Origin of the sequence: Vibrio sp. 10N.247.311.49 (genome assembly GCF_041467655.1) — a bacterium.
Classification (GTDB): domain Bacteria; phylum Pseudomonadota; class Gammaproteobacteria; order Enterobacterales; family Vibrionaceae; genus Vibrio; species Vibrio crassostreae_C.
In genome coordinates this window covers 337,447-356,646 of record NZ_JBFSVA010000002.1, presented here as the reverse complement: position 1 = coordinate 356,646, position 19,200 = coordinate 337,447, and the positions used below count along the sequence as shown (strand labels likewise).

The window sequence follows — 19,200 nt, the reverse complement described above, 5'->3', positions numbered from 1 at the left end:
ATTTCACAATAATTCATCAATCTTAATTAGATCACATTTTTACTTTAATTGGTATAACTTCCTTTTAAAATGGTCCCGAATGAAACTGAAGTACTGCAGTTTTAGGCTGGTGAAGTACTTTGATACAATGGAATGATTAACTCATTTATGTTGATGCAGGGCCTGAACTGCTTGATTGTTTTCGTTGGCAACCGCTGCTTAAGGCGTACCGCCATACTCGATTGCGTTTGGCAACTGCGTCCTCGGTTTGATGCTCCTAGCTATGCCGAGCGATTAGAAAGCTTTGAATGGTGGCATTGGGATGATGAAACACTAGCAGAAATATTGCCACCATTCCAAAAAGATTGCGGTGAGTTTTTGGCTTACTTTGAGCAAGTCTAACCCCAATATATTTTAAGTCTGAAACTAAAAAAGCAGCCTAAGTGGCTGCTTTTTCGTTTAATAACTTTATAGCGGTTTAGCTGGCAAGCCGTTTAGTTCGCTAACTGATTAATTAGAAAGCTTAGCCTCGACTTGCCCAAGTGCGCGTTGGTACATAAACCAAGCACATGTACCGGCAAGCACATTACCCACCATGGCACCCCAGAACAGGCCTTCAATACCAGCAAGCTGCGAACCAATCCACAAGCAAGGCAAGAAGAAGGCGAACAGGCGCAGTGCTGATATCGTTAAGGCAGTATAAGACTTACCAAGCGCATTCGAGATAGAAACCATCAGCATACAGATACCCAACGGCCCTAAACTGATAGGAACGATAAGTAAGTGGTAGTTCAAAATGGTCGAGACTTCGTCTTCGCTGGTCATGAGATTTGCCAACCCGCCAGAGAACATCCAAGTTACCAGTGCGATCACCAATTGGAATCCTAATACAAACATCACGGCAATCTTCACAAGACTACGTATGTTCCCTAGGTTCTTTTCTCCCAACATTCGGCCAATCATAGGTGGCATCGACATAGTCAGAGCAAGCACTGCAACAATCGAAAAGAACTCAAAACGTGAACCTAGCGCCCAAGCTGCAACGGCTGCTGTGCCGTAGCCTGCAAGCAGTTTGGTGGCGAGCATCGAAGAGACTGGTGGCAGTAGCTGACTGATCATCGCAGGCCCCATGATGTTTCCTATAGAACGAATACTCTTGCCGATATCAAGATCGTGCCAGTCGAATGTCATCCAATGCTTCTTAGTTACCTTAGGAGCAACGATAAAGATACCCGCACCGAACGCCAAGATGGTCGCAATCGCGGCTCCGTTGATGCCCATGTCGAGCGTGAATATGAAAATCGGGTCCAATATCAAGTTGATGATGCTGGTCGCGATCATCATCGAACCGGGCAGCATGGTATTACCATTGGCACGACACACACTGTAGAAAAAGTAGAGCAGTGCGCCTGTCCAAGAGCTTACCAGCCAATAGATCCAGTAATAATCAATGATCGGCAGTACCGTCGGTGGTGCATCGAGGAGTTGTAAAATAGGACCACGCAACAGATAGATGATGACCGAGAACAGCGCGACACTCACACTGCCCATCGCAACGACTAATCCGCCGAGCTGTTTGGCATAGCGTATCTCGTTAGCCCCAATAGCTCTCGCGATCACAGCCGTTGTCGCGATGCCTAGTCCGACTTGAATCCCGATAATGATCATTTGAATTGGTAGCGTGAAGCCTTGAACCGCGAGCGGCAGTACGCCTAACTGGCCAATAAAAGCACTGTCTACAAGTTGGAAGCTCATCAGGGAGAGCACCCCAAACAGCATTGGCCATGTCATTGTATAGAGTTGTCGGCCAAGAGAAGGCGAGGGAGTTGCGGTCGTAGAATTCATAACACTCTTATCAGTCTTGAAGGTAGGTTTGTCGTAGTGACAATCCACTCAATGAAGAATTGCGTAAAGGATAACGTAACGTTAGCTCGATACCAATAAATGTCATTAAATCTATCGATATTACCTTTGCACAGTTTCATCGGTATGTGAGCATTGTGCAATGCAACTTTATGCGTTCGCTTATTGAAATTTAAGGTGTCGTATCTTGTTTCTGAGTTTTATATTAGCGGATTGGGTCTAAAGGTTTTCCATTCGACTATTTCTAATGTTTCGCTTTATCCCGATAACTTGGTGGCGTGACTCCAACCCAACCTTTGAATGCACGATTGAAATTACTCAAGTCGCTGTAACCCACTTGCCAACTGATGTCTTGAACAGAAAGGTTGGTCTCTTCAAGTAGCTGTTTTGCTTTAGCTTCCCGAACTTGTTCTTTGGCTTGTTTAAAGAGAATGTTTTTGCTCTTCAGGTTTCTCTGCAGCGTTCGTTTTGTCATGCCGAGCATGGTCGCAAACCACTCAATATTGAACCAAGGTAGAGTCGCATAGGTGTCTATTAATATCTCGACAGCGTGATGCCAATCTTGGGTACTATTTCGTTCTGAAATGGCACGATAATCATCGGGCAGCGGAATCGAGAACGCACCGTATTGCTCTTCAAACTGAATATCAGAATCAAAGAAATGCTTAGGTAATTTACGTGCGCTGTTGTGCTTAGAGACCAACTTGGCGTGTGATGGTTGCCAGCGACTGTCAATGAACTTACGGCATAGGCTAATCACGGTCAGGGCGCGAAACCATTCTGCTTGTTCAAAACCTGAGGTCGATGGGTGATAGCAACTTCGATGACACAGCCACCACAATCCATCGCTTTTTTCCGTCCATATGGTGACGTGATTACTTAAGGTCGATATTTCAGTAATCAAGCAGCGTACCGCTTGCTCGAGAGAAGTGCATTGTTCAATTTTTCGGTCTAGCTCAGGTGACAATTGCTCTAGAGAGGCCTTACGTCCAACCTCAATCCCTATCGAATAGCCAAACTTACGCTCAAGGCCATGAATGAAGCGAATCACGTCTTGTGTAGGAAGCCATTGATTGGATTGTGTCAGTTCAATGGGTAGACCGCACGCAACGGCGACGGTGCGCCAATCCAGTCTATGTTTGTCACAATACTGAATATATGGAGCAATGTTACTGGTCGAAGTGAGCAGTATGCTGGTGGTGTTCGATGATGCTTTCATTGTTTTGTGCCTACCATTAAATGTCATCAAGTGACCTAATTAAGTGTAGCGCATCTCCCTATACTTTTCCTAACCCAAACAGGAGAACAATTATGAAACTTAAACACATTGCCGTTCTAGTATCGTTAGCGACCCCATCATCATTTGCTCTTGCAGCAAACCCAGTTGAAGAAGCTCTGAAAGTTGAAGGTGCTCAAGTTACCTTGACCGTGAAAGAGGCGAGCACAGCATTTACCCCAAGTTTTACTGACTCAGCTCGTGAGTTATTCAATAACTTTCATTGGCAGATGGGCGGCGACCACAGCGTTTACTACAACATGCACATGAGTGAGTTTCTACCAACGGCACTGGCGGCTCCAAACGAAGAGTACAAGCCTTTAGTCAAAAATATCGACCCACGACTCGCTGCACTGAAAGTTGATACTGAAAGCAAAGGTCAGTTGACAATGGATGAGTACTTGGCGGATGAACAGTTCCGTACCCAAGGCTTTATGTTGATTCACAAAGGGGAGATCGTTTACGAAGCTTACCCAGGTATGAAGCCGACAGATACGCACGTTTGGGCATCTACAGCAAAAACGACGGTTGGCACAGTGATCGCAATGTTAGTGGAAGAGGGCAAAGTCGACCCTGAAAAAGAGATCGCTGAGTATGTTTCTGAATTGAAAGGAACGAACTGGGATGGCATCACAGTACACCAAGTTCTGAACATGTCGACCGCGCTAGACAATGAAGAGACATTAGAGTCTATCTTGAACCCAGACTCTGATGTGGTGCGTTTCTTTGCGGCATCGTTTAACTCACCTCGTGCAAAAACGGGTGAAATGGAAACTTGGATGGAAGTGGCTCAAGGTGCACAGAAACTGGAAGGTGAAAAAGCCGGTGACCATTTCCGTTACGCATCTATCAACACCATGGTGCTGACTAAGTTAGTTGAAAACGTTGAGAACAAAACTTGGACTCAAGTATTCGAAGATCGTGTTTGGTCAAAAGTGCACGCACGTCAACCAATGCAATTCAACTTGACGCCAGATGGCATGGCGATCGCGGTTGGCTTGGTTTCATCAACGGTAGAAGACATGGCTCGCTGGGGAACACTATTTACACCTAGCTGGAAAGCGGTGGCTGATGAGCCAGTGGTGTCACAAGCTGTGATTGATCGTATCCGCAACGGCGGTGATCCAAAAGCATTCGTAGGTACTAGCAAAGAGAGCAGTTCACTGCACGCATACAACGAAAAAGCAGACTACAACGCATACCAGTTTGATTTCATTTTCAATGACGGTGCAATGTCGAAAAGTGGCAACCTAGGCCAATTTATTTACATCGATCCTGCACGTGACTTTGTGGGTGTGATGTTCTCAACCAACCCATACCACTCAGGTTTTGGTGAGAATAAAGGCCCTGCACTAATGCGTTCGGCAGCAAAACTACTTGCTGACAAGTAATCTATTTATTACCTAACAGGATGTTCCAGGCTTCAAGGAGGAAGCAAACGACTTTCGAGAGATATAATGAAAAAGTTTGCTCTATTAATCCCGTTGAGTTTAGGTCTAGCCCTTCCTGCACATGCCGATTCAGATTCCGAACGTGTTATCGATCCTGCTGATGTCACTAAAGTTTATACTCAAGCTGCATTGATGCTGAATGGTAGTTCAGATATCCAATTTCAAGGGCAAGTTTCTGGCGGTTTAGAAAACGGTCAGCAGTTTGCCCTACTGGCCGAAGGGACGTTTGTCGATGAAAGCAACACAGCACTTCGCGATCCAGACAAATTCGGTACAGAGTACAGCAACTCTAGAATTCAGTACTTCCACGTCTTTGAAACGGGGACGAAAGCTACGCCTAAAGTGGGTCTTTCATTAGATTATATTAATACGCGCAACAGTATTAAAAATGACTTATTGTCGGTTGGCGGTGTTGTTGCGATTAACCCAGCTTATACCGGTGGATTCCTGGTATTTCCAAGAGCAGGACTGATGACTGGTAGTATGGAGATCCCTGGCGTCACTTCATCTAAAGATGATTTAACGGGATACTCGCTTGGTTTGATTACCGCGAAGCATCTCGGTGACTCTGGCGCTTATGTGTCTTTGGTTCCTGAGTGGCAAGATCTTTCTGGTGATGATATCGACATGCAAAACTTCTCATTTAAAACATCGTTAAATGTGCCGATGAACACTGCAAGAACTTGGTGGTTGAATACGCGCTATGACATTACCAAAGCGGATGTTGATGTGAAAGGTGTGTCAATGCCGAATGGTTGGCAAACCGAAGCTTGGGTTGGTGTGAGATACTACTTCTAGCGCTCTAGCCAGCTAATTTGGAAAGAACCTAAAAAAGCCAGTCAACATGACTGGCTTTTGTCGTTAAGGTACCGCGTGAAGCGTTACTTATTTACTTATTTACTTATTTATTAGCAACGTTACCTAGCTTCAACCACGTATCGATAACCGTATCCGGGTTTAGTGAAACAGAGCTGATGCCTTGCTCCATTAACCACTCTGCTAGGTCGTTATGGTCAGATGGGCCTTGGCCACAAATACCCACGTATTTACCCGCTTTGGTTGCCGCATCGATCGCCATTTTCAGCATTGCTTTCACGGCTGGGTTACGCTCATCGAAGAGGTGTGCCACATCGCCTGAATCTCGGTCGAGGCCAAGTGTCAGTTGCGTCATGTCGTTTGAGCCGATAGAGAAGCCATCGAAGTACTTCAAGAACTCATCAGCCAAGATTGCGTTCGATGGTAGCTCACACATCATGATCACTTTCAGACCTTGGTCGCCACGGCGAAGGTCGAATTTAGCCAGAATGTCGATAACCGATGCCGCTTCGCTTGGAGTACGAACGAATGGGATCATGATTTCAACGTTCTTAAGGCCCATTTCGTTGCGAACGCGTTTGATCGCTTGAGTTTCTAGCTCGAAACAGTCTTCGAATACTGGTGAGATGTAACGAGATGCACCACGGAAGCCCAGCATTGGGTTCTCTTCATGCGGTTCAAACGTTTTACCGCCGACTAGGTTGCTGTACTCGTTCGACTTAAAGTCAGACATACGTACGATCACACGCTTAGGCCAGAATGCAGAAGCGATAGTCGCGATGCCTTCTGTTAATTTGCTTACGTAGAAATCGATAGGATCTTTGTAGCCACGAATACGTTCGTTGATTTCCGCTTTTAGCTCATCCGTTTGTGCATCGAAGTTAAGCAGCGCTTTAGGGTGAATACCGATCATCTTGTTGATGATGAATTCTAGACGAGCAAGGCCAACACCTTCGTTCGGGATTTGTGCAAAGTCGAAGGCACGATCTGGGTTACCCACGTTCATCATTACTTTGGTTGGTAGCATTGGTAGCTCATCAACCTCAGAACGTTTGATTTCAAAATCGAGTTCGCCGTTGTAAACGTAGCCTGTTTCGCCTTCTGAACATGACACTGTCACGGTATCGCCATCGTTTAGGCTGCTTGTTGCTGTACCACAACCAACAATCGCTGGGATACCAAGCTCGCGAGCAATGATCGCAGCGTGACAAGTACGGCCACCACGGTTAGTCACAATCGCAGACGCTTTCTTCATCACAGGTTCCCAATCAGGGTCTGTCATGTCTGTTACCAGTACGTCGCCTTCTTGAACCAGTGACATTTGGTCTAGTGAATCAACCAAACGAACTGGGCCAGAACCGATACGTTGACCGATAGCGCGGCCTTCAACCAAGACATCCGCTTTATTGTTTAGCTCGTAACGCTCGATAACGTTTTGATCGCTTTGAGAACATACGGTTTCTGGGCGAGCCTGAACGATGTAAAGCTTGCCGTCGATGCCATCTTTCGCCCACTCAATGTCCATTGGACGTTGGTAGTGCTTCTCGATGATCATCGCTTGTTTTGCTAGCTCTTTGATCTCTTCATCGTTGAGTGAGAACTCGTTACGCTCTTGAGTGTCGGTGTCGATGATATCGACTTGCTTGCCGATTTCTTGATTGGTCGAGTAGATCATCTTGATCAACTTAGAACCAAACGTCTTTTTAACGATTGGGTAGTGACCCGCTTCTAACATTGGCTTGTGAACGTAGAACTCGTCTGGGTTCACTGCGCCCTGTACAACCATTTCACCCAAGCCCCAAGAAGAGGTGATGAATACCACTTGGTCGAAGCCAGACTCAGTATCAAGCGTGAACATCACACCTGAAGAGGCTTTGTCTGAGCGAACCATGCGCTGGATACCCGCAGACAATGAAATGCCACGGTGGTCAAAGCCTTGGTGTACACGGTAAGAGATAGCGCGGTCGTTAAACAGTGACGCGTAAACGTGCTTGGTTGCTTCGAGTACCGCGTCGATGCCTTTCACGTTAAGGAAGGTTTCTTGCTGGCCTGCGAATGAAGCATCTGGAAGGTCTTCTGCGGTTGCAGATGAACGCACAGCTACAGACAATTCTTCGTTGTCTTCGATTAGCTCGCGGTAGTTATCACGGATGTCTTGCTCTAGTGATTCTGGGAAGGGTGCATCTAGAACCCATTGTCGAATCGTTGCACCTGTCTTACGCAGGGCGTCAACGTCTTCAACATCAAGTTCATCAAGTAGTTGGTGAATGCGCTCATCAAGACCTTTGTAATCAAGAAAGTCGTTAAACGCATAAGAGGTGGTAGCAAAACCATTAGGTACAGAAACACCAGCATTGGACAGGTTAGAAACCATCTCGCCCAGTGAGGCGTTCTTACCGCCGACTTTGTCGACATCTTCCATGGATAGGCCATTGAACCATAGGGTATTATTTTGCATTTATTTCTCCAGAAACATAGCAAGCATTGTAGGGATTTAAAGGCAAACGATTACGTATCAGTTTAAAAAAATGTAAATTATTTTCTAAAGCTGTGGGGGACGTAATAGTCAGCAGGGTTTTATTATCTATATTATGGTTACCATCCTACTCAAAATAATTTTAAACATTAAATAAAAAATGCAAATTGATATTCAAAGTCGTGATGTATTCTATGTTTCTGATGGAACGGCCATAACATGTGAGACTTTAGGGCATGTTGTTCTAGGTCAATTCCCTTTTAAAGCCAATGAAAAAACCTTTCCGTTTGTGGAAAGTGAGGACAAACTTTCTGATTTATTAAAAGAGATTGAAATTTCGTATCGTGATACCGGATTAGAACCGCTAGTGTTCTTTTCGATTGTGATACCTGATATCAAAACCAAATTGCTAGAAGCGCCCGCGCACTGTTATGACGTGTTAGAGAGCATCGTGCAGAAAGTACAGGATGACATTCAGATGGCGCCTGTTCCTAAGTTGCAGCGCTCACGCAGTGTAAACAAGGACTCGGTGAAGTATTTCGACCGTATTGCTGCGATTGAGTACACGCTCGCGCATGATGATGGCATCACGCTAAAAGGGCTGGAAGAAGCCGACATCATCTTGTTGGGTGTTTCTCGAAGTGGCAAAACACCAACAAGTTTGTATATGGCGATGCAGTTTGGCTTACGCGTAGCAAACTACCCATTTATCCACGATGACTTGGCACGCTTAAAGCTGTTGCCAGAGTTTGAGATTTACCGACATAAGCTGTTTGGTTTGACCATTGATGCAGAAAGGCTCACTGAAATTCGTGAGAACCGCTTAGCAGGCAGCGAATACGCCAGTGACTCACAATGTTTGTATGAATTGCAAACGGTAGAGGCGATGTTCCGTCGAGAAGCGATACCTTACATCAACACCTCTTCACTATCGGTTGAAGAAATTTCGACACGAATCTTGGAGCGAACAGGTTTGAGAAGGCGTCTGCTGTAAGACAAAGCCTTAGAGAAATAGAATGGCCAGATAAAAGAAAATCGAAGCTCGCAGTTTACACCTGAGAGCTTCGATTTTTTGTTTGTGCTCGTTGTAGTCGCTTGCGAGTCAGAGCTTGTTTTCTTAATCAGAGCTTGCTTTCTTAATCGAGATAGCTTTCTAGCGAAGTAAAGACAGCTTTAGCGTTTCGCTTTTCTTTTCTAACCAGCGTTCAAGTGCTGGTGGCCAACTGATGCTTGGTTCTACGCAAAAGCCACGAAGCATCGAGAAATACACCGCTTGATCGATTAGAGGCAGTGATGACTCACCATTCTCTAGATCCAGTAAGAGTTCGGCATCTTTCAGTAATGGGTTAATCAGTTGAACGAACTGAGGCGTCTTTTCTAACAGTTCTTCAAAGTTAAAACCTTCGGTCTCTTTACTGGCACGCCAAGCTTCTTTGGCTCCAGAAGAGCGATATTCAGCCAAGTCGAGGTTCCACCAACGTGGGCGTCCAATCTGTTGAGTAAGAGGGAATGCGCGAGTTTGGAACACAGTCACTTGCTCAGATGGCACACGCTGCTCATCGCTTGATTTCAAGTCCATGAAGTACGCGATGATATCTAGGCTCTCTGCCATGATAGAGCCATCGTCTTTTTGTAAGACGGGCACCATCTTTTTACCGATCAGATCGATAAGGGTTTGGGCATCATCATAATCGACAGAAACAAGCTCAATGTTCAAGCCTAGCGATTGAGCAATGTAGGAGACTCTTGCACAGAAAGGGCAGTGGCCGTAAATGTAAAGCTTCATAGCTTCCCTCATTCGGGTCTTTCTTAGTATAAGATGATGCTAATGTACCAGAAACTTTCGCAGACAATAAGCCTTTGTTAACAAGAACTATTCACTGCGATTAAGTGCTCGGGGATATCAAGAGAACGATGGGAATAAGCACTTAGTGTAGAAACTCGTTGCCTAATTCTATTGTCAGTTGAGTGCGGTTTTATTGTAACGAGTAAGCGAATGAGAAAGCTAGTGGGTAAATTACAGGCATAAAAAAGGCTCTGGCTGCTTACTCTAATGCAGAAGAGTGAAGTCAGCCAAAGCCTCAATTTTGTTACCTTTAGTAGAGTGACTACTAAAAGGGCAGAGTGGTTAAACTATGCTTTTTTAAGATCTTGCGCTGGGTAAGTAAGCGTCATTGCGCCTTCTACCGTTGTAACGTGAACGTAGCCGCCACCAGCACTTAGGCCAGTTACTACCATTTCACCTAGTTCAACACCTTTTGTTGCTACAACGCGATCATCAACTGAAAACACTTTACACACCTTCAATAAATTAAATAAATACGATAGATATCGAACGCGGATTTAAACAGATGGGACCTCAATCAACTAATCCGGTTATTTGTCGTAAAGATTAAATTCAGTTATGTATAAATAATTATGTATTAAAAATCAGTTTGTTAACTTATGCTGTGACGTTATTTATCCGCTGGATACACTACACCAACTTGTTGGCGCATCTCTGTAATTAACTTCGCAACCGTTAAAGCGCGCAGTTGGGCCTGCGCTTGTGTTGCGTTGTCGCCAGCAATGCAGCTAGCAAAGGCCTGCGCTTCGTAACTCATGGAGTTTTCGCTTTGTGCTTGAGTAAGGTTTTCTACCGTGCCATCGCGGTAGCGGATCTTAACGTCAGTACATTCAGCGATGTGATCGATGATGATCGCCCCTAATTCACCTTGGATCTCGCTTGGCGCATAAGAGTCGCTGACTTTGGAGTGCGCAAGGGTCACATCAAACTCAGGGTATTGGAAGATCGCACAGCCATGAGCATCGACACCTGAATCAAGTAGCTTTGCAGAAGCCTGTGCGTTTTCAGGTTTGCCAAATAGCGCGACTGTCGCGGCAACACAGTAAAAGCCAATATCGACCAATGAGCCGTTAGAAAAAGCTGGGTTGAAGGTATTTGGGTTCTCGCCGTTTAGGTATTTTTGGTAGCGCGATGAATACTGGCAGTAGTTGATGTGTGCTTTATGTACCTTGCCAATCTTTTCTAACCCAAGTTGAACTTGCTTAAAGTTCGGTAGGAATTGAGATTTATACGCCTCAAACAGCACCACACCGTTTTTCTCAGCGACTTCGAACATGCGTGTTGCTTCATCAATATTTGATGCAACCGGCTTTTCACAGATAACATGCTTGCCGTGTTCCATCATGAAGATAGATTGCTCGCAATGCAGTGAGTTAGGGGAAGCGATGTACACGGCTTCTACAGTGTTGTCATTGGCCAATGCGTCGAGTGAGTCATACGTGGTTTCAACGTCAAATTCTTGGGCGAACTGTGCCGCGCTGTCTAGATTTCGAGAGTAAACCGCAGCAAGTTGCATCGATTGAGATTCGTGCGCAGCTTGAACAAACTTTTGTGTAATCCAATTGGTTCCAATTACAGCAAACTTAATCATATAGGTATCCAGTCGTTAGTCGTCGTTAGTATATTGATTCTGCAGAGATAGTAGCACTCAACGGCTGGTAATGTGCCTGAGATTTACGGAACAATTTCCCTAAACATAGTGCCTAATATTAATGTTCAGCCTTCACAGAGCGTCTGAGTTGACCAGTGTAACGGTGCACAACTAAGCCATTTTTGCTAAGGTGTTATTGAATTCAAACAAGGTGATGATATGCAAATCCGGACGGCCAAGGTAACTGATATTAACGCGATCTTAGCGCTCTCTGAGCAGATAAACCGTCAACATCATCTTGGTGCGCCTATGGTATTTGCGCCAGCGTCACAAGGCTTGGCCGACAGTGAAGAGTATTGGTTAGGTTTGATGCTTGACCCACTTGGCGCTTTCTTGGTTGCAGTAGACGACAAGCAAGTCGTTGGCTTTTTAGCGGGTAAGGTAACGCAGAACAAAGGCGTCAGTTTTATTCAGCCGCACAAGGTGGCAAGGGTCAATACGATTGTGGTGAACGATCAGGTTCAGAGCAAAGGTGCTGGTCGAGCGTTAATGAAGTCTTTTAATCAATGGGCGCAGGCGAGAGGAGCGATAGAACTTAGGTTGGAGGTAATGGAGTTTAACCAACAAGCTCAGGGTTTCTATGAGTCGTTAGGAATGGAAACTCAGTCACGAACCATGTCCATGCGTTTTGAGGAGATCTAAAGGTGCGTCTGTTTCTGCCTTTATCACTGTGTTTACTGTTTGTGGCTTCGAACGCGAATGCTGAGCAAGTCGTGGTCGAGAAAATAGTCTCTGACGCGACCGCTATCGAAACCATCGTATTCGAGTCTGCACCGGCTCATTCTCAACGTGTCTCAACGTCTTCATCTAACTCAACCTCTTCCACGAGCTCAAACTCCGAGCATGTGATTATTGTGGATGATGTTCTTAACAGTAGCCCTGATGAAAAGGTAGCTCAGTTTTCTCAAGGGTCATCGAAACGTCCACCTCAAAGTTCCTCTCGACAGTTTTACAACGTACCGGATAGCGCATCTGAGATAGATTCGCTGTCGCAAGTGGTTACGTTAGTTAAAGTCGATAAATCGAAACGTAGGATGTATCTGCTAAAAGGTGAAGAGGTGATTCAGGAGTTTCGTATTGCGCTAGGCAAACAACCGAAAGGGCATAAACGCTTTGAAGGGGACAACCGAACGCCGGAAGGGGAATACCAGCTCGATTATGTGATGGAAGAGTCGGACTTTTATCGCTCAGTACATATTAACTATCCGCAACCTTCGGATATGCAATGGGCAGAGCAAAATGATGTAGATCCTGGAGGAAACATCAAAATCCATGGCATCAAAAACGGCGAGCGTCGTTCGCCGAGCTTTATTCAAAGTTTTGATTGGACGGATGGCTGTATCGCGTTAACCAATCAAGATATGGATGAGTTTCTCCAACTTGTAAAAATGGGTACCCCTATCCATATCGAATGGTAGTCATTGGTACCCAGTTTTCTTAATCACTTTCCGCAGTCAATTAGCGCAATCAATTCGCGAAACCAATTCGTAAAAGCAACGTCCAAAATTAAACGCTAAAGCCGTTACAGTAAGACTCGACCTGCACTGAATATTGCAATCACAATCAGCAATGCAATGGTGACTGGCTTAAACTTCGCTCCACCAAATCTTTCGAACAGTTTAGAACCCACATAACCGCCAAACATGCTGCTTGGTAGAAGCGCGAGAGTCAGCCAAACTACATCGCGGTCGACTAACCCAGCGATAGATGCCGAAACAAACGCAGTGGAATCAGCCAATACAAAGAAGGCTATCAGGCCTGCTCTGGCAATGTGCGGAGCGACTGGGCTTGCTAATGCATGAGTGCCAATTGGAGGCCCTGACATCGAAGCCGCGCCGTTCATTACACCCGCAAGGCTTCCTAGAATATAGGGAGTAAATCTAGGTTCGCTTTTGTAATGGAAACCTTTGTAGATCATAAGTGCAGACGCAAAAATGAAGGCACTGATGATCAAGATGATCGTGTCTTGGCTAACGGATTTAAGCAGAAGTAAGCCGACTGGTGTGAAGGCAAAACAAGGGATAAATACCTTTAAAACCCAGCGCCAGTTAACATGCTTTCGAACTTTAGGCAGTAATTGAACATTGCCTAGGAGATCGATCAACATGAAGACGGGAACCAGTTCGATAACAGGCTCGAATAACGCACTTAATGGCAATGCCACTAAGGTGAAACCGAAACCTGAGAAGCCACGAACAATAGCGGCGAAAATGAAGATTGCACCCAAAATTGGGAAGGTTGGACTAAAAATGAGATCCATAAATTAAGTAACCAATGAAGCTGTCTGTATAGAGCGAGCTAATGAAACCAAGTGAGTAGCGGAATGTACTCCTACTCACTTGTGTTTGCTACCTAATTTTAAGGTTTCCCGAGAGTTAATTTTAAAGTCTCTCGGGGTTGTTTTTGCGGTATTTGTTTGGTCAATTTATAGAGGTAAATTGATTCGGAAAATCAGTGAATACGGCATCTACTTTTGAGATGAATTTGAAGTGAGACGGATCGTTTACTGTGTAGCACCAAGTTTGAATGTTTGCTTCACTCAGTGTATCAAGATCGCTCTGATTCACATGCTCGTAGTTCATGTGACAACTGAACACTTTAACCTCGTCAATCAACATCAAGTCGGCTTGAGTCAGTTGCTCGGTGATCAGACCTACGCGGTATCTCGGCAGGTGACGAGCCATTTCAGAAACGACTTGATGGCTGAAACTTGAAAGCAGCACTCTGTCGGTGTCTAGATTTGAACGAATCAACTCGGTATGCAGCAAATCAACGACATGAGGCGCTTGATGTCGACTGTCGACTTTGATCTCTAAGTTCACGCTGAGATCATGCTGTTCAGCAAGCGCGAGCAACTCTTCCAACGTCAATATTCTTTCACCAGCGAACTGCTCAGACTTCCAACTGCCAAAATCGAGCTGACGCAGTTCTGCAAGGGTGTGTTCGTCGACACGACCCTTGCCATCGCTGCAGCGCTCAAGGGTGTGGTCGTGACAAACCACAAGTTGATCATCCTGAGTTGGCTGAATATCTACTTCAATCCATTTCAAGCCGAGTTTAGCGGCTTGTTCAATGCTTGCTTTGGTATTTTCTGGGTGAGTACCTGCTACACCCCGATGACCTACGATGATAGACGACATAATTAATCCTTCTTAAAGACGCACCGTAAAAACGCATTAAATATCAGTGTACTCGATTAAGCGAGAGCCGTCGTTATGCTTGTCGTCTCTTCGCGTGACTCTTGTGAAGTAAAGTTATTCGGCTGAATACGCTTCCCACGACTGTCAAAAATATGCAGGTTGGATTTATTAATGCTTACTCCGAGCGGCAGTACTTGGCATAGTGTCGTTTCTGGCGTGACGGCGATAAAGGGTTGGTCGTTCACCAGGCCATGAACCAATTGATTCGGCCCCAATGGCTCAACCACACTGATACGCAGTTCGAGAGGCAAGGTGTTCATTTTTAATTCGGCACAAACCTCAGAGTGTTCTGGGCGAATACCAAGTGTGATGGCTGTATTTTTTACGTGGGCGTATTCGGGCAGGTACATTTGTTGATCACCGATTTCAAGATAGCCATCATCGAGCGTGGCAGTAAGGAAGTTCATCGCGGGGCTGCCAATAAAGCTTGCCACAAAGGTACTGGCAGGCTGGTGGTAAACTTCTCTTGGTGTGCCGACTTGTTCTATCTGACCTTTGTTGAGAACCACGATTCTATCTGCCAGTGTCATGGCTTCGACTTGGTCATGAGTCACGTAAACACTGGTTACGCCTAGCTCGCGTTGTAGCTTTTTGATTTCTAACCTCATGTGAGCGCGCAATGAGGCATCTAGGTTAGACAAAGGCTCGTCAAACAGGAACAGTTGAGGGTCGCGTACAATCGCTCGTCCCATAGCAACGCGCTGGCGCTGACCACCCGAAAGCTTGGCTGGCTTGCGATCTAGGTATTCTTCGATCTTTAGTGTCTTGGCGACTTTCTCAATCTTTTCTTCAATTACGTGTTGGCTGACACCTCGGTTCTTTAAACCATAAGCGAGGTTTTTGTATACCGTCATGTGAGGGTAGAGTGCGTAATTTTGAAAGACCATTGCGATATCTCGTTGAGCTGGCTTTTCGTTATCAACACGGCGGCCACTTAAGTGAATCTCTCCGCCAGAGATACTTTCCAGCCCCGCTATTGAACGTAGGATAGAAGACTTGCCGCAACCCGATGGGCCAACCAACACAAGAAATTCACCCTTTTCGATCTCAAGCGAGACATCTTTCACTGCACGATGACCGTTCTCATAAGTCTTTACCAAGTTTTTGATGCCTAACATGGTAGGTGCTTTGTGTGTATGGCTGTGAGTGGTTTGGGTGTGCCCTAACGTTTGTTTTAACTTTGGCATCGGGGTGTCCTCTGTATTTTTGTGGATAGCTTGGTGAGAATGCAGGTGAGACATCTTGTACTCAGCGAGTGATTGAATGCGGTTATCGTTCATTTGATTTTTGTCGTTATTATTTTTCACTTTCTACTAGCCCTTTTACAAACCAACGTTGAAATACAACCACCACTAAAACGGGTGGCAACATAGCTAAAATCACCATGGCAAAAACATAGTCGTAGCGCGGTAAACTGGTTTCATTGATGTTGTTGAGTACTTGTTTGATGCCCATCACGATGGTGTTGTAGCCTTCGTCCGTGGTCATCATGATTGGCCACAGATATTGGTTCCAACCCACCACAAACATGATGATGAAGATTGCGGCAATCATGGTTTTAGACAGTGGCAATAAGATGTCGACAAAGAATCGAAATGGACCTGCGTTATCTAGCTGAGCGGCTTCTAACAATTCATCGGGGATGGTTTTGAAGAACTGCCTAAAAAAGAACGTCGCGGTGGCTGAGGCGATCAAAGGCAGAATTAAACCTGTGTAGCTATTAAGAAGCCCAAGCCCAGCGACAACCTCATAGGAAGGGATAATGCGCACTTCTAATGGCAGCAAAAGCGTCACGAAGATCAACCAGAACCAAGCTGTAGCATAAGGCAGTCTGAAGTAGACCAAAGCATACGCAGCCATCATCGAAATGATGATCTTACCGATCGCAAAACCTAGCCCCATGATCATCGAGTTGGCGATCATTTTGCTGGCGGTGACTTCGCCACTGAAGCCCATGCTTTTGTTCCAAGCTTCGCTATAAATGGCCGTAAAGTTATCGCCTGGTACCCATTGCAGGCCTTCGCTGACAATGGTGTTCGGGTTATGCGTCGAGCTGGCGAAGATTAGCCAGATAGGGACCAACATGAACAGCATCCCAGCAATTAGAATTAGGTGGTCATAGACCTTATTACTTTTCATAAATAACTCCTGTCGCGTTAAAACCTAGCTGTGGTGGGCTAGTAGTGAACACGCTTTTCTACAACGCGAAACTGGATAAATGTAAGAGTGAGCACTAATAGCAACAACACAACTGACTGCGCAGAGCTGCCGCCTAAATCTGCGCCAACAAACCCGTCTCGATACACCTTGTACACCAACGACGTTGTGCCGCCACCCGGGCCGCCATTGGTCATGGTGTCGATCACGCCAAAGGTTTCAAAGAACGAGTAGGTGAGGTTGATGACCAGAAGAAAGAAGCCTGTAGGTGCGAGTAGCGGGAAAGTAATGGTCCAGAAACGTTTTGAGTCGCTGACGCAATCGAGCATCGCCGCTTCTTTTACGGCGTAAGAGATCGATTGAAGCCCAGCCAGAAAGTAGATGAAATTCACCGAAACCTGTTTCCAAACCGAAACCAAAATCAGAGCAAACGTGGCATCTAAAGGGTCGGTTTGGAAGCTAAAGTCCCAACCTATAACCGCAAATATCTCGGTAAACACGCCAATGTGTGGGTTAAACAAGAAAGCACCGATTACGCCTGCAATCGCAGGAGCAACCGCGTAAACCCAAGTAAGAGTGACCTTGTAAGCGCCTTGTCCGTGAATGATGTTGTCGGCTTTAACCGCGAGCAGCAGCGCTAAGGCAAGCGATAAGAAAGAGACCACGATTGCGAACATTAATGTGAAGCCAATCGAGTTCAGATACTCGCTCGATTCGAATAGCATCTGATAGTTTTCGAACCACACGAAGATGGAAGAGGTGCCCCAAGGGTCTTCTAGCATGAAGGACAGGTAAACAGCCTTTGCCGCAGGGTAGATAAAGAAAACCGCAATGATGAGTATCTGAGGCGCCAAAAATAGGTAAGGCAGCGGAGAGTGAAAGAATTGCTGACGTCGTTCCACAGGGTAATCCCCAAAAATTAGTGACTGTTATCACTGTTAGTTACGGTGAGCACTAGCGCTATAGCAAAGGAATGCATCCAGTTGAGTTGTAGTTTTTGGAGCAAGAAATGGCGCTAGTGAAGAATCTCCTCACTCCTTGCCATTACGTTTTTAATGACGCAGTGACAAGTGGTGAGGAGCAATGAACGGCTTTGGTTTGTTAAGCCTTTAGCTCAGTAATCTGCTTTGGTTAAAAAGCCAAATTAGTTCATCGTACGAGCGAAGCGTTTCAGCAGTTTGCTGCTCTCATCTTCGACTTTATCTAGGCTATTCTCGACGCTAGAGCGGTCAGCGAAGATATTGTCGAACTCACGATGCATCACTTCACGAATTTGAGGGTAGTAACCTAAGCGGTAGCCCTTAGTCCATTCGCCCGATTTTAGGCTTAGCTGCTTAACGCCCACTTCTGCATCTGGTTGTTCGTTGTAGTAGCCAGACTCTTTCGCTAGCTCATAGGCAGCCGTTGTTACAGGTACATAACCAGTGGTTTTGTGCCAGTAGACTTGAGTTTCAGGCTTCGTCAGGTAATCAAAGAACGCTGCTACACCTTTGTCTTGCTGTTGGTCATGGCCATTGAGTGCAAACAGAGCAGCACCGCCAATGAAGGTTAAGCCTGCGTCTGGGTTAACCGATTTCCAGTATGGAAGGTATGTGGTGCCGAGTTCGAAAGGTACGCGATTACGTAAGCCACCGAATGAGCCTGAAGAACCCATCCACATCGCCACTTCTTGGCGCTCGAAAGGGGTTTGGTTTGCATCCCAGTCGCTGCCGTAATACTTGTAGTAACCTAGATCTGACCACTCTTTCATCTTGCTAACGTGCATCATCATGTCTTTGGTGTTGAACATGATCTTAGTGGACAAGCCATCGTAGCCGTTGTTTTGATCTGCGACTGGCAGGTTGTGGCGAGACTTAAAGTTCTCGAACATGATCCACGGCGTCAGAGATTGAGAAAACGCGATGTGTCCTTCAGCCTTCAGTTTCTTAGCGACCACTTCTAGTTCTTCATAAGTTTTAGGCGCGTCTGCACCCACTTCCGCGAGAAGATCTTTGTTGTAGTAAAGAACCGGTGTCGAACTGTTGAAAGGCATACCAACCATCTTGCCTTGGTTGTCGGCATAGAAGTTACGAACGCCCGCTAGGTAGTCGTTTGAATTAAAGTTGTAACCCGACTCAACCAGAATATCCTGTACCGGTTTCGCGACGTCTTTCGCGTTCATGATGGTTGCTGCGCCTGCATCGAAGACTTGCAGAATATTGGGTGCTTCACCTGCTCGGTATGCCGCGATACCGGCTGTTAAGGTCTCTGTGTATGAACCTTTGTAGATTGGCGTGATCTCGTAATCATCTTGTGACGCATTAAAGTCGGTCGCAATCTTATTGACGGTTTCTCCAAGCTGGCCGCCCATTGCGTGCCACCAAGTGACTTGAGTCGTTGCGAACGCTGGCATTGCCGCTGTCGCAGAAAGAACGCCTGCCAAAATTAGCTTATTCATCTTCTTTTCCTTTTGGATGAAATCGATGTAGAGGTATTGAATTAGAGT

General features: G+C 45.7%; 18 protein-coding genes. 6 read left to right on the top strand and 12 right to left on the bottom strand.

What is annotated here, in order from left to right:
- Positions 1-147: 147 nt before the first annotated feature.
- The gene (locus AB6E54_RS04360) at positions 148-381 is read left to right on the top strand and encodes a phosphonate metabolism protein (RefSeq protein ID WP_010428389.1); all 234 of its coding nucleotides are present in this window, start codon (positions 148-150) and stop codon (positions 379-381) included.
- A gap of 108 nt (positions 382-489) precedes the next feature.
- Here the strand turns inward: AB6E54_RS04360 and AB6E54_RS04355 are convergent, their stop codons facing one another.
- The gene (locus tag AB6E54_RS04355; protein ID WP_017069196.1) at positions 490-1,824 is read right to left on the bottom strand and encodes an MATE family efflux transporter; all 1,335 of its coding nucleotides are present in this window, start codon (positions 1,822-1,824) and stop codon (positions 490-492) included.
- A gap of 262 nt (positions 1,825-2,086) precedes the next feature.
- Positions 2,087-3,061: an AraC family transcriptional regulator gene (locus AB6E54_RS04350; RefSeq protein WP_017064911.1), complete on the bottom strand. Its 975-nt coding sequence runs from the start codon at positions 3,059-3,061 to the stop codon at positions 2,087-2,089.
- A gap of 92 nt (positions 3,062-3,153) precedes the next feature.
- Here AB6E54_RS04350 and AB6E54_RS04345 point away from each other — a divergent pair, with 92 nt between their 5' ends.
- Positions 3,154-4,509, top strand: a complete 1,356-nt coding sequence (locus tag AB6E54_RS04345) for a serine hydrolase (protein WP_017060556.1) — start codon at positions 3,154-3,156, stop codon at positions 4,507-4,509.
- Positions 4,510-4,575: 66 nt separating this feature from the next.
- Entirely contained in the window at positions 4,576-5,367 is a 792-nt protein-coding gene (locus AB6E54_RS04340; protein WP_017064910.1) for a hypothetical protein, read from the top strand.
- A 103-nt stretch (positions 5,368-5,470) separates the two neighbouring features.
- On the opposite strand, the gene ppsA is transcribed toward AB6E54_RS04340, so the two are convergent.
- Positions 5,471-7,843, bottom strand: a complete 2,373-nt coding sequence (gene ppsA, locus AB6E54_RS04335; RefSeq protein ID WP_372107129.1) for a phosphoenolpyruvate synthase — start codon at positions 7,841-7,843, stop codon at positions 5,471-5,473.
- A gap of 178 nt (positions 7,844-8,021) precedes the next feature.
- Between ppsA and AB6E54_RS04330 the strand changes: the two genes are divergently transcribed.
- Entirely contained in the window at positions 8,022-8,855 is an 834-nt protein-coding gene (locus tag AB6E54_RS04330) for a pyruvate, water dikinase regulatory protein (RefSeq protein ID WP_017060559.1), read from the top strand.
- Between the two features lie 159 nt (positions 8,856-9,014).
- Here AB6E54_RS04330 and grxB read toward each other — a convergent pair whose 3' ends face one another.
- From grxB to AB6E54_RS04315, 3 genes are all read right to left on the bottom strand, one after another.
- Positions 9,015-9,647, bottom strand: a complete 633-nt coding sequence (grxB, locus tag AB6E54_RS04325) for a glutaredoxin 2 (RefSeq protein ID WP_017067268.1) — start codon at positions 9,645-9,647, stop codon at positions 9,015-9,017.
- 347 nt (positions 9,648-9,994) lie between these two features.
- Positions 9,995-10,153, bottom strand: a complete 159-nt coding sequence (locus AB6E54_RS04320) for a hypothetical protein (protein WP_004733064.1) — start codon at positions 10,151-10,153, stop codon at positions 9,995-9,997.
- Between the two features lie 164 nt (positions 10,154-10,317).
- Entirely contained in the window at positions 10,318-11,298 is a 981-nt protein-coding gene (locus tag AB6E54_RS04315) for a Gfo/Idh/MocA family protein (RefSeq protein WP_017060561.1), read from the bottom strand.
- A gap of 219 nt (positions 11,299-11,517) precedes the next feature.
- Between AB6E54_RS04315 and AB6E54_RS04310 the strand changes: the two genes are divergently transcribed.
- A complete protein-coding gene (locus AB6E54_RS04310; protein ID WP_017064907.1) occupies positions 11,518-12,000 on the top strand; it encodes a GNAT family N-acetyltransferase in 483 nt (160 codons plus the stop codon).
- Positions 12,001-12,002: 2 nt separating this feature from the next.
- Complete coding sequence (locus tag AB6E54_RS04305; protein WP_017064906.1) at positions 12,003-12,776, top strand: murein L,D-transpeptidase family protein; 774 nt, start codon at positions 12,003-12,005, stop codon at positions 12,774-12,776.
- 104 nt (positions 12,777-12,880) lie between these two features.
- Here the strand turns inward: AB6E54_RS04305 and AB6E54_RS04300 are convergent, their stop codons facing one another.
- The 6 genes from AB6E54_RS04300 to AB6E54_RS04275 all read right to left on the bottom strand — a co-directional run bounded on the left by AB6E54_RS04300 (position 12,881) and on the right by AB6E54_RS04275 (position 19,152).
- Complete coding sequence (locus tag AB6E54_RS04300; RefSeq protein ID WP_171733130.1) at positions 12,881-13,618, bottom strand: sulfite exporter TauE/SafE family protein; 738 nt, start codon at positions 13,616-13,618, stop codon at positions 12,881-12,883.
- 160 nt (positions 13,619-13,778) lie between these two features.
- Positions 13,779-14,498 carry a glycerophosphodiester phosphodiesterase family protein gene (locus tag AB6E54_RS04295; RefSeq protein ID WP_102398602.1) on the bottom strand — a complete coding sequence of 240 codons (720 nt, stop codon included), beginning with the start codon at positions 14,496-14,498 and terminating at the stop codon, positions 13,779-13,781.
- A gap of 56 nt (positions 14,499-14,554) precedes the next feature.
- Positions 14,555-15,865, bottom strand: coding sequence for a sn-glycerol-3-phosphate ABC transporter ATP-binding protein UgpC (gene ugpC, locus AB6E54_RS04290; protein ID WP_372107130.1), 1,311 nt, complete (start codon positions 15,863-15,865; stop codon positions 14,555-14,557).
- Positions 15,855-16,697 (bottom strand): sn-glycerol-3-phosphate ABC transporter permease UgpE, encoded by an 843-nt coding sequence (ugpE, locus tag AB6E54_RS04285; protein ID WP_017071585.1) that lies wholly within the window; start codon positions 16,695-16,697, stop codon positions 15,855-15,857. The genes ugpC and ugpE overlap by 11 nt, the downstream gene beginning before the upstream one ends.
- 38 nt (positions 16,698-16,735) lie before the next feature.
- Complete coding sequence (locus AB6E54_RS04280; protein WP_017071586.1) at positions 16,736-17,617, bottom strand: ABC transporter permease subunit; 882 nt, start codon at positions 17,615-17,617, stop codon at positions 16,736-16,738.
- Positions 17,618-17,859: 242 nt separating this feature from the next.
- Positions 17,860-19,152, bottom strand: coding sequence for an extracellular solute-binding protein (locus AB6E54_RS04275; RefSeq protein ID WP_017064900.1), 1,293 nt, complete (start codon positions 19,150-19,152; stop codon positions 17,860-17,862).
- Positions 19,153-19,200: the final 48 nt, after the last annotated feature.

What these genes read in the sequence shown, in the direction of transcription:
- AB6E54_RS04360 (WP_010428389.1), top strand. Translation starts at nt 148, where the DNA reads ATGTTGATGCAGGGCCTGAACTGCTTGATTGTTTTCGTTGGCAACCGC.
- AB6E54_RS04355 (WP_017069196.1), bottom strand. Translation starts at nt 1,824, where the DNA reads ATGAATTCTACGACCGCAACTCCCTCGCCTTCTCTTGGCCGACAACTC.
- AB6E54_RS04350 (WP_017064911.1), bottom strand. Translation starts at nt 3,061, where the DNA reads ATGAAAGCATCATCGAACACCACCAGCATACTGCTCACTTCGACCAGT.
- AB6E54_RS04345 (WP_017060556.1), top strand. Translation starts at nt 3,154, where the DNA reads ATGAAACTTAAACACATTGCCGTTCTAGTATCGTTAGCGACCCCATCA.
- AB6E54_RS04340 (WP_017064910.1), top strand. Translation starts at nt 4,576, where the DNA reads ATGAAAAAGTTTGCTCTATTAATCCCGTTGAGTTTAGGTCTAGCCCTT.
- ppsA (WP_372107129.1), bottom strand. Translation starts at nt 7,843, where the DNA reads ATGCAAAATAATACCCTATGGTTCAATGGCCTATCCATGGAAGATGTC.
- AB6E54_RS04330 (WP_017060559.1), top strand. Translation starts at nt 8,022, where the DNA reads ATGCAAATTGATATTCAAAGTCGTGATGTATTCTATGTTTCTGATGGA.
- grxB (WP_017067268.1), bottom strand. Translation starts at nt 9,647, where the DNA reads ATGAAGCTTTACATTTACGGCCACTGCCCTTTCTGTGCAAGAGTCTCC.
- AB6E54_RS04315 (WP_017060561.1), bottom strand. Translation starts at nt 11,298, where the DNA reads ATGATTAAGTTTGCTGTAATTGGAACCAATTGGATTACACAAAAGTTT.
- AB6E54_RS04310 (WP_017064907.1), top strand. Translation starts at nt 11,518, where the DNA reads ATGCAAATCCGGACGGCCAAGGTAACTGATATTAACGCGATCTTAGCG.
- AB6E54_RS04300 (WP_171733130.1), bottom strand. Translation starts at nt 13,618, where the DNA reads ATGGATCTCATTTTTAGTCCAACCTTCCCAATTTTGGGTGCAATCTTC.
- AB6E54_RS04295 (WP_102398602.1), bottom strand. Translation starts at nt 14,498, where the DNA reads ATGTCGTCTATCATCGTAGGTCATCGGGGTGTAGCAGGTACTCACCCA.
- ugpE (WP_017071585.1), bottom strand. Translation starts at nt 16,697, where the DNA reads ATGAAAAGTAATAAGGTCTATGACCACCTAATTCTAATTGCTGGGATG.
- AB6E54_RS04275 (WP_017064900.1), bottom strand. Translation starts at nt 19,152, where the DNA reads ATGAATAAGCTAATTTTGGCAGGCGTTCTTTCTGCGACAGCGGCAATG.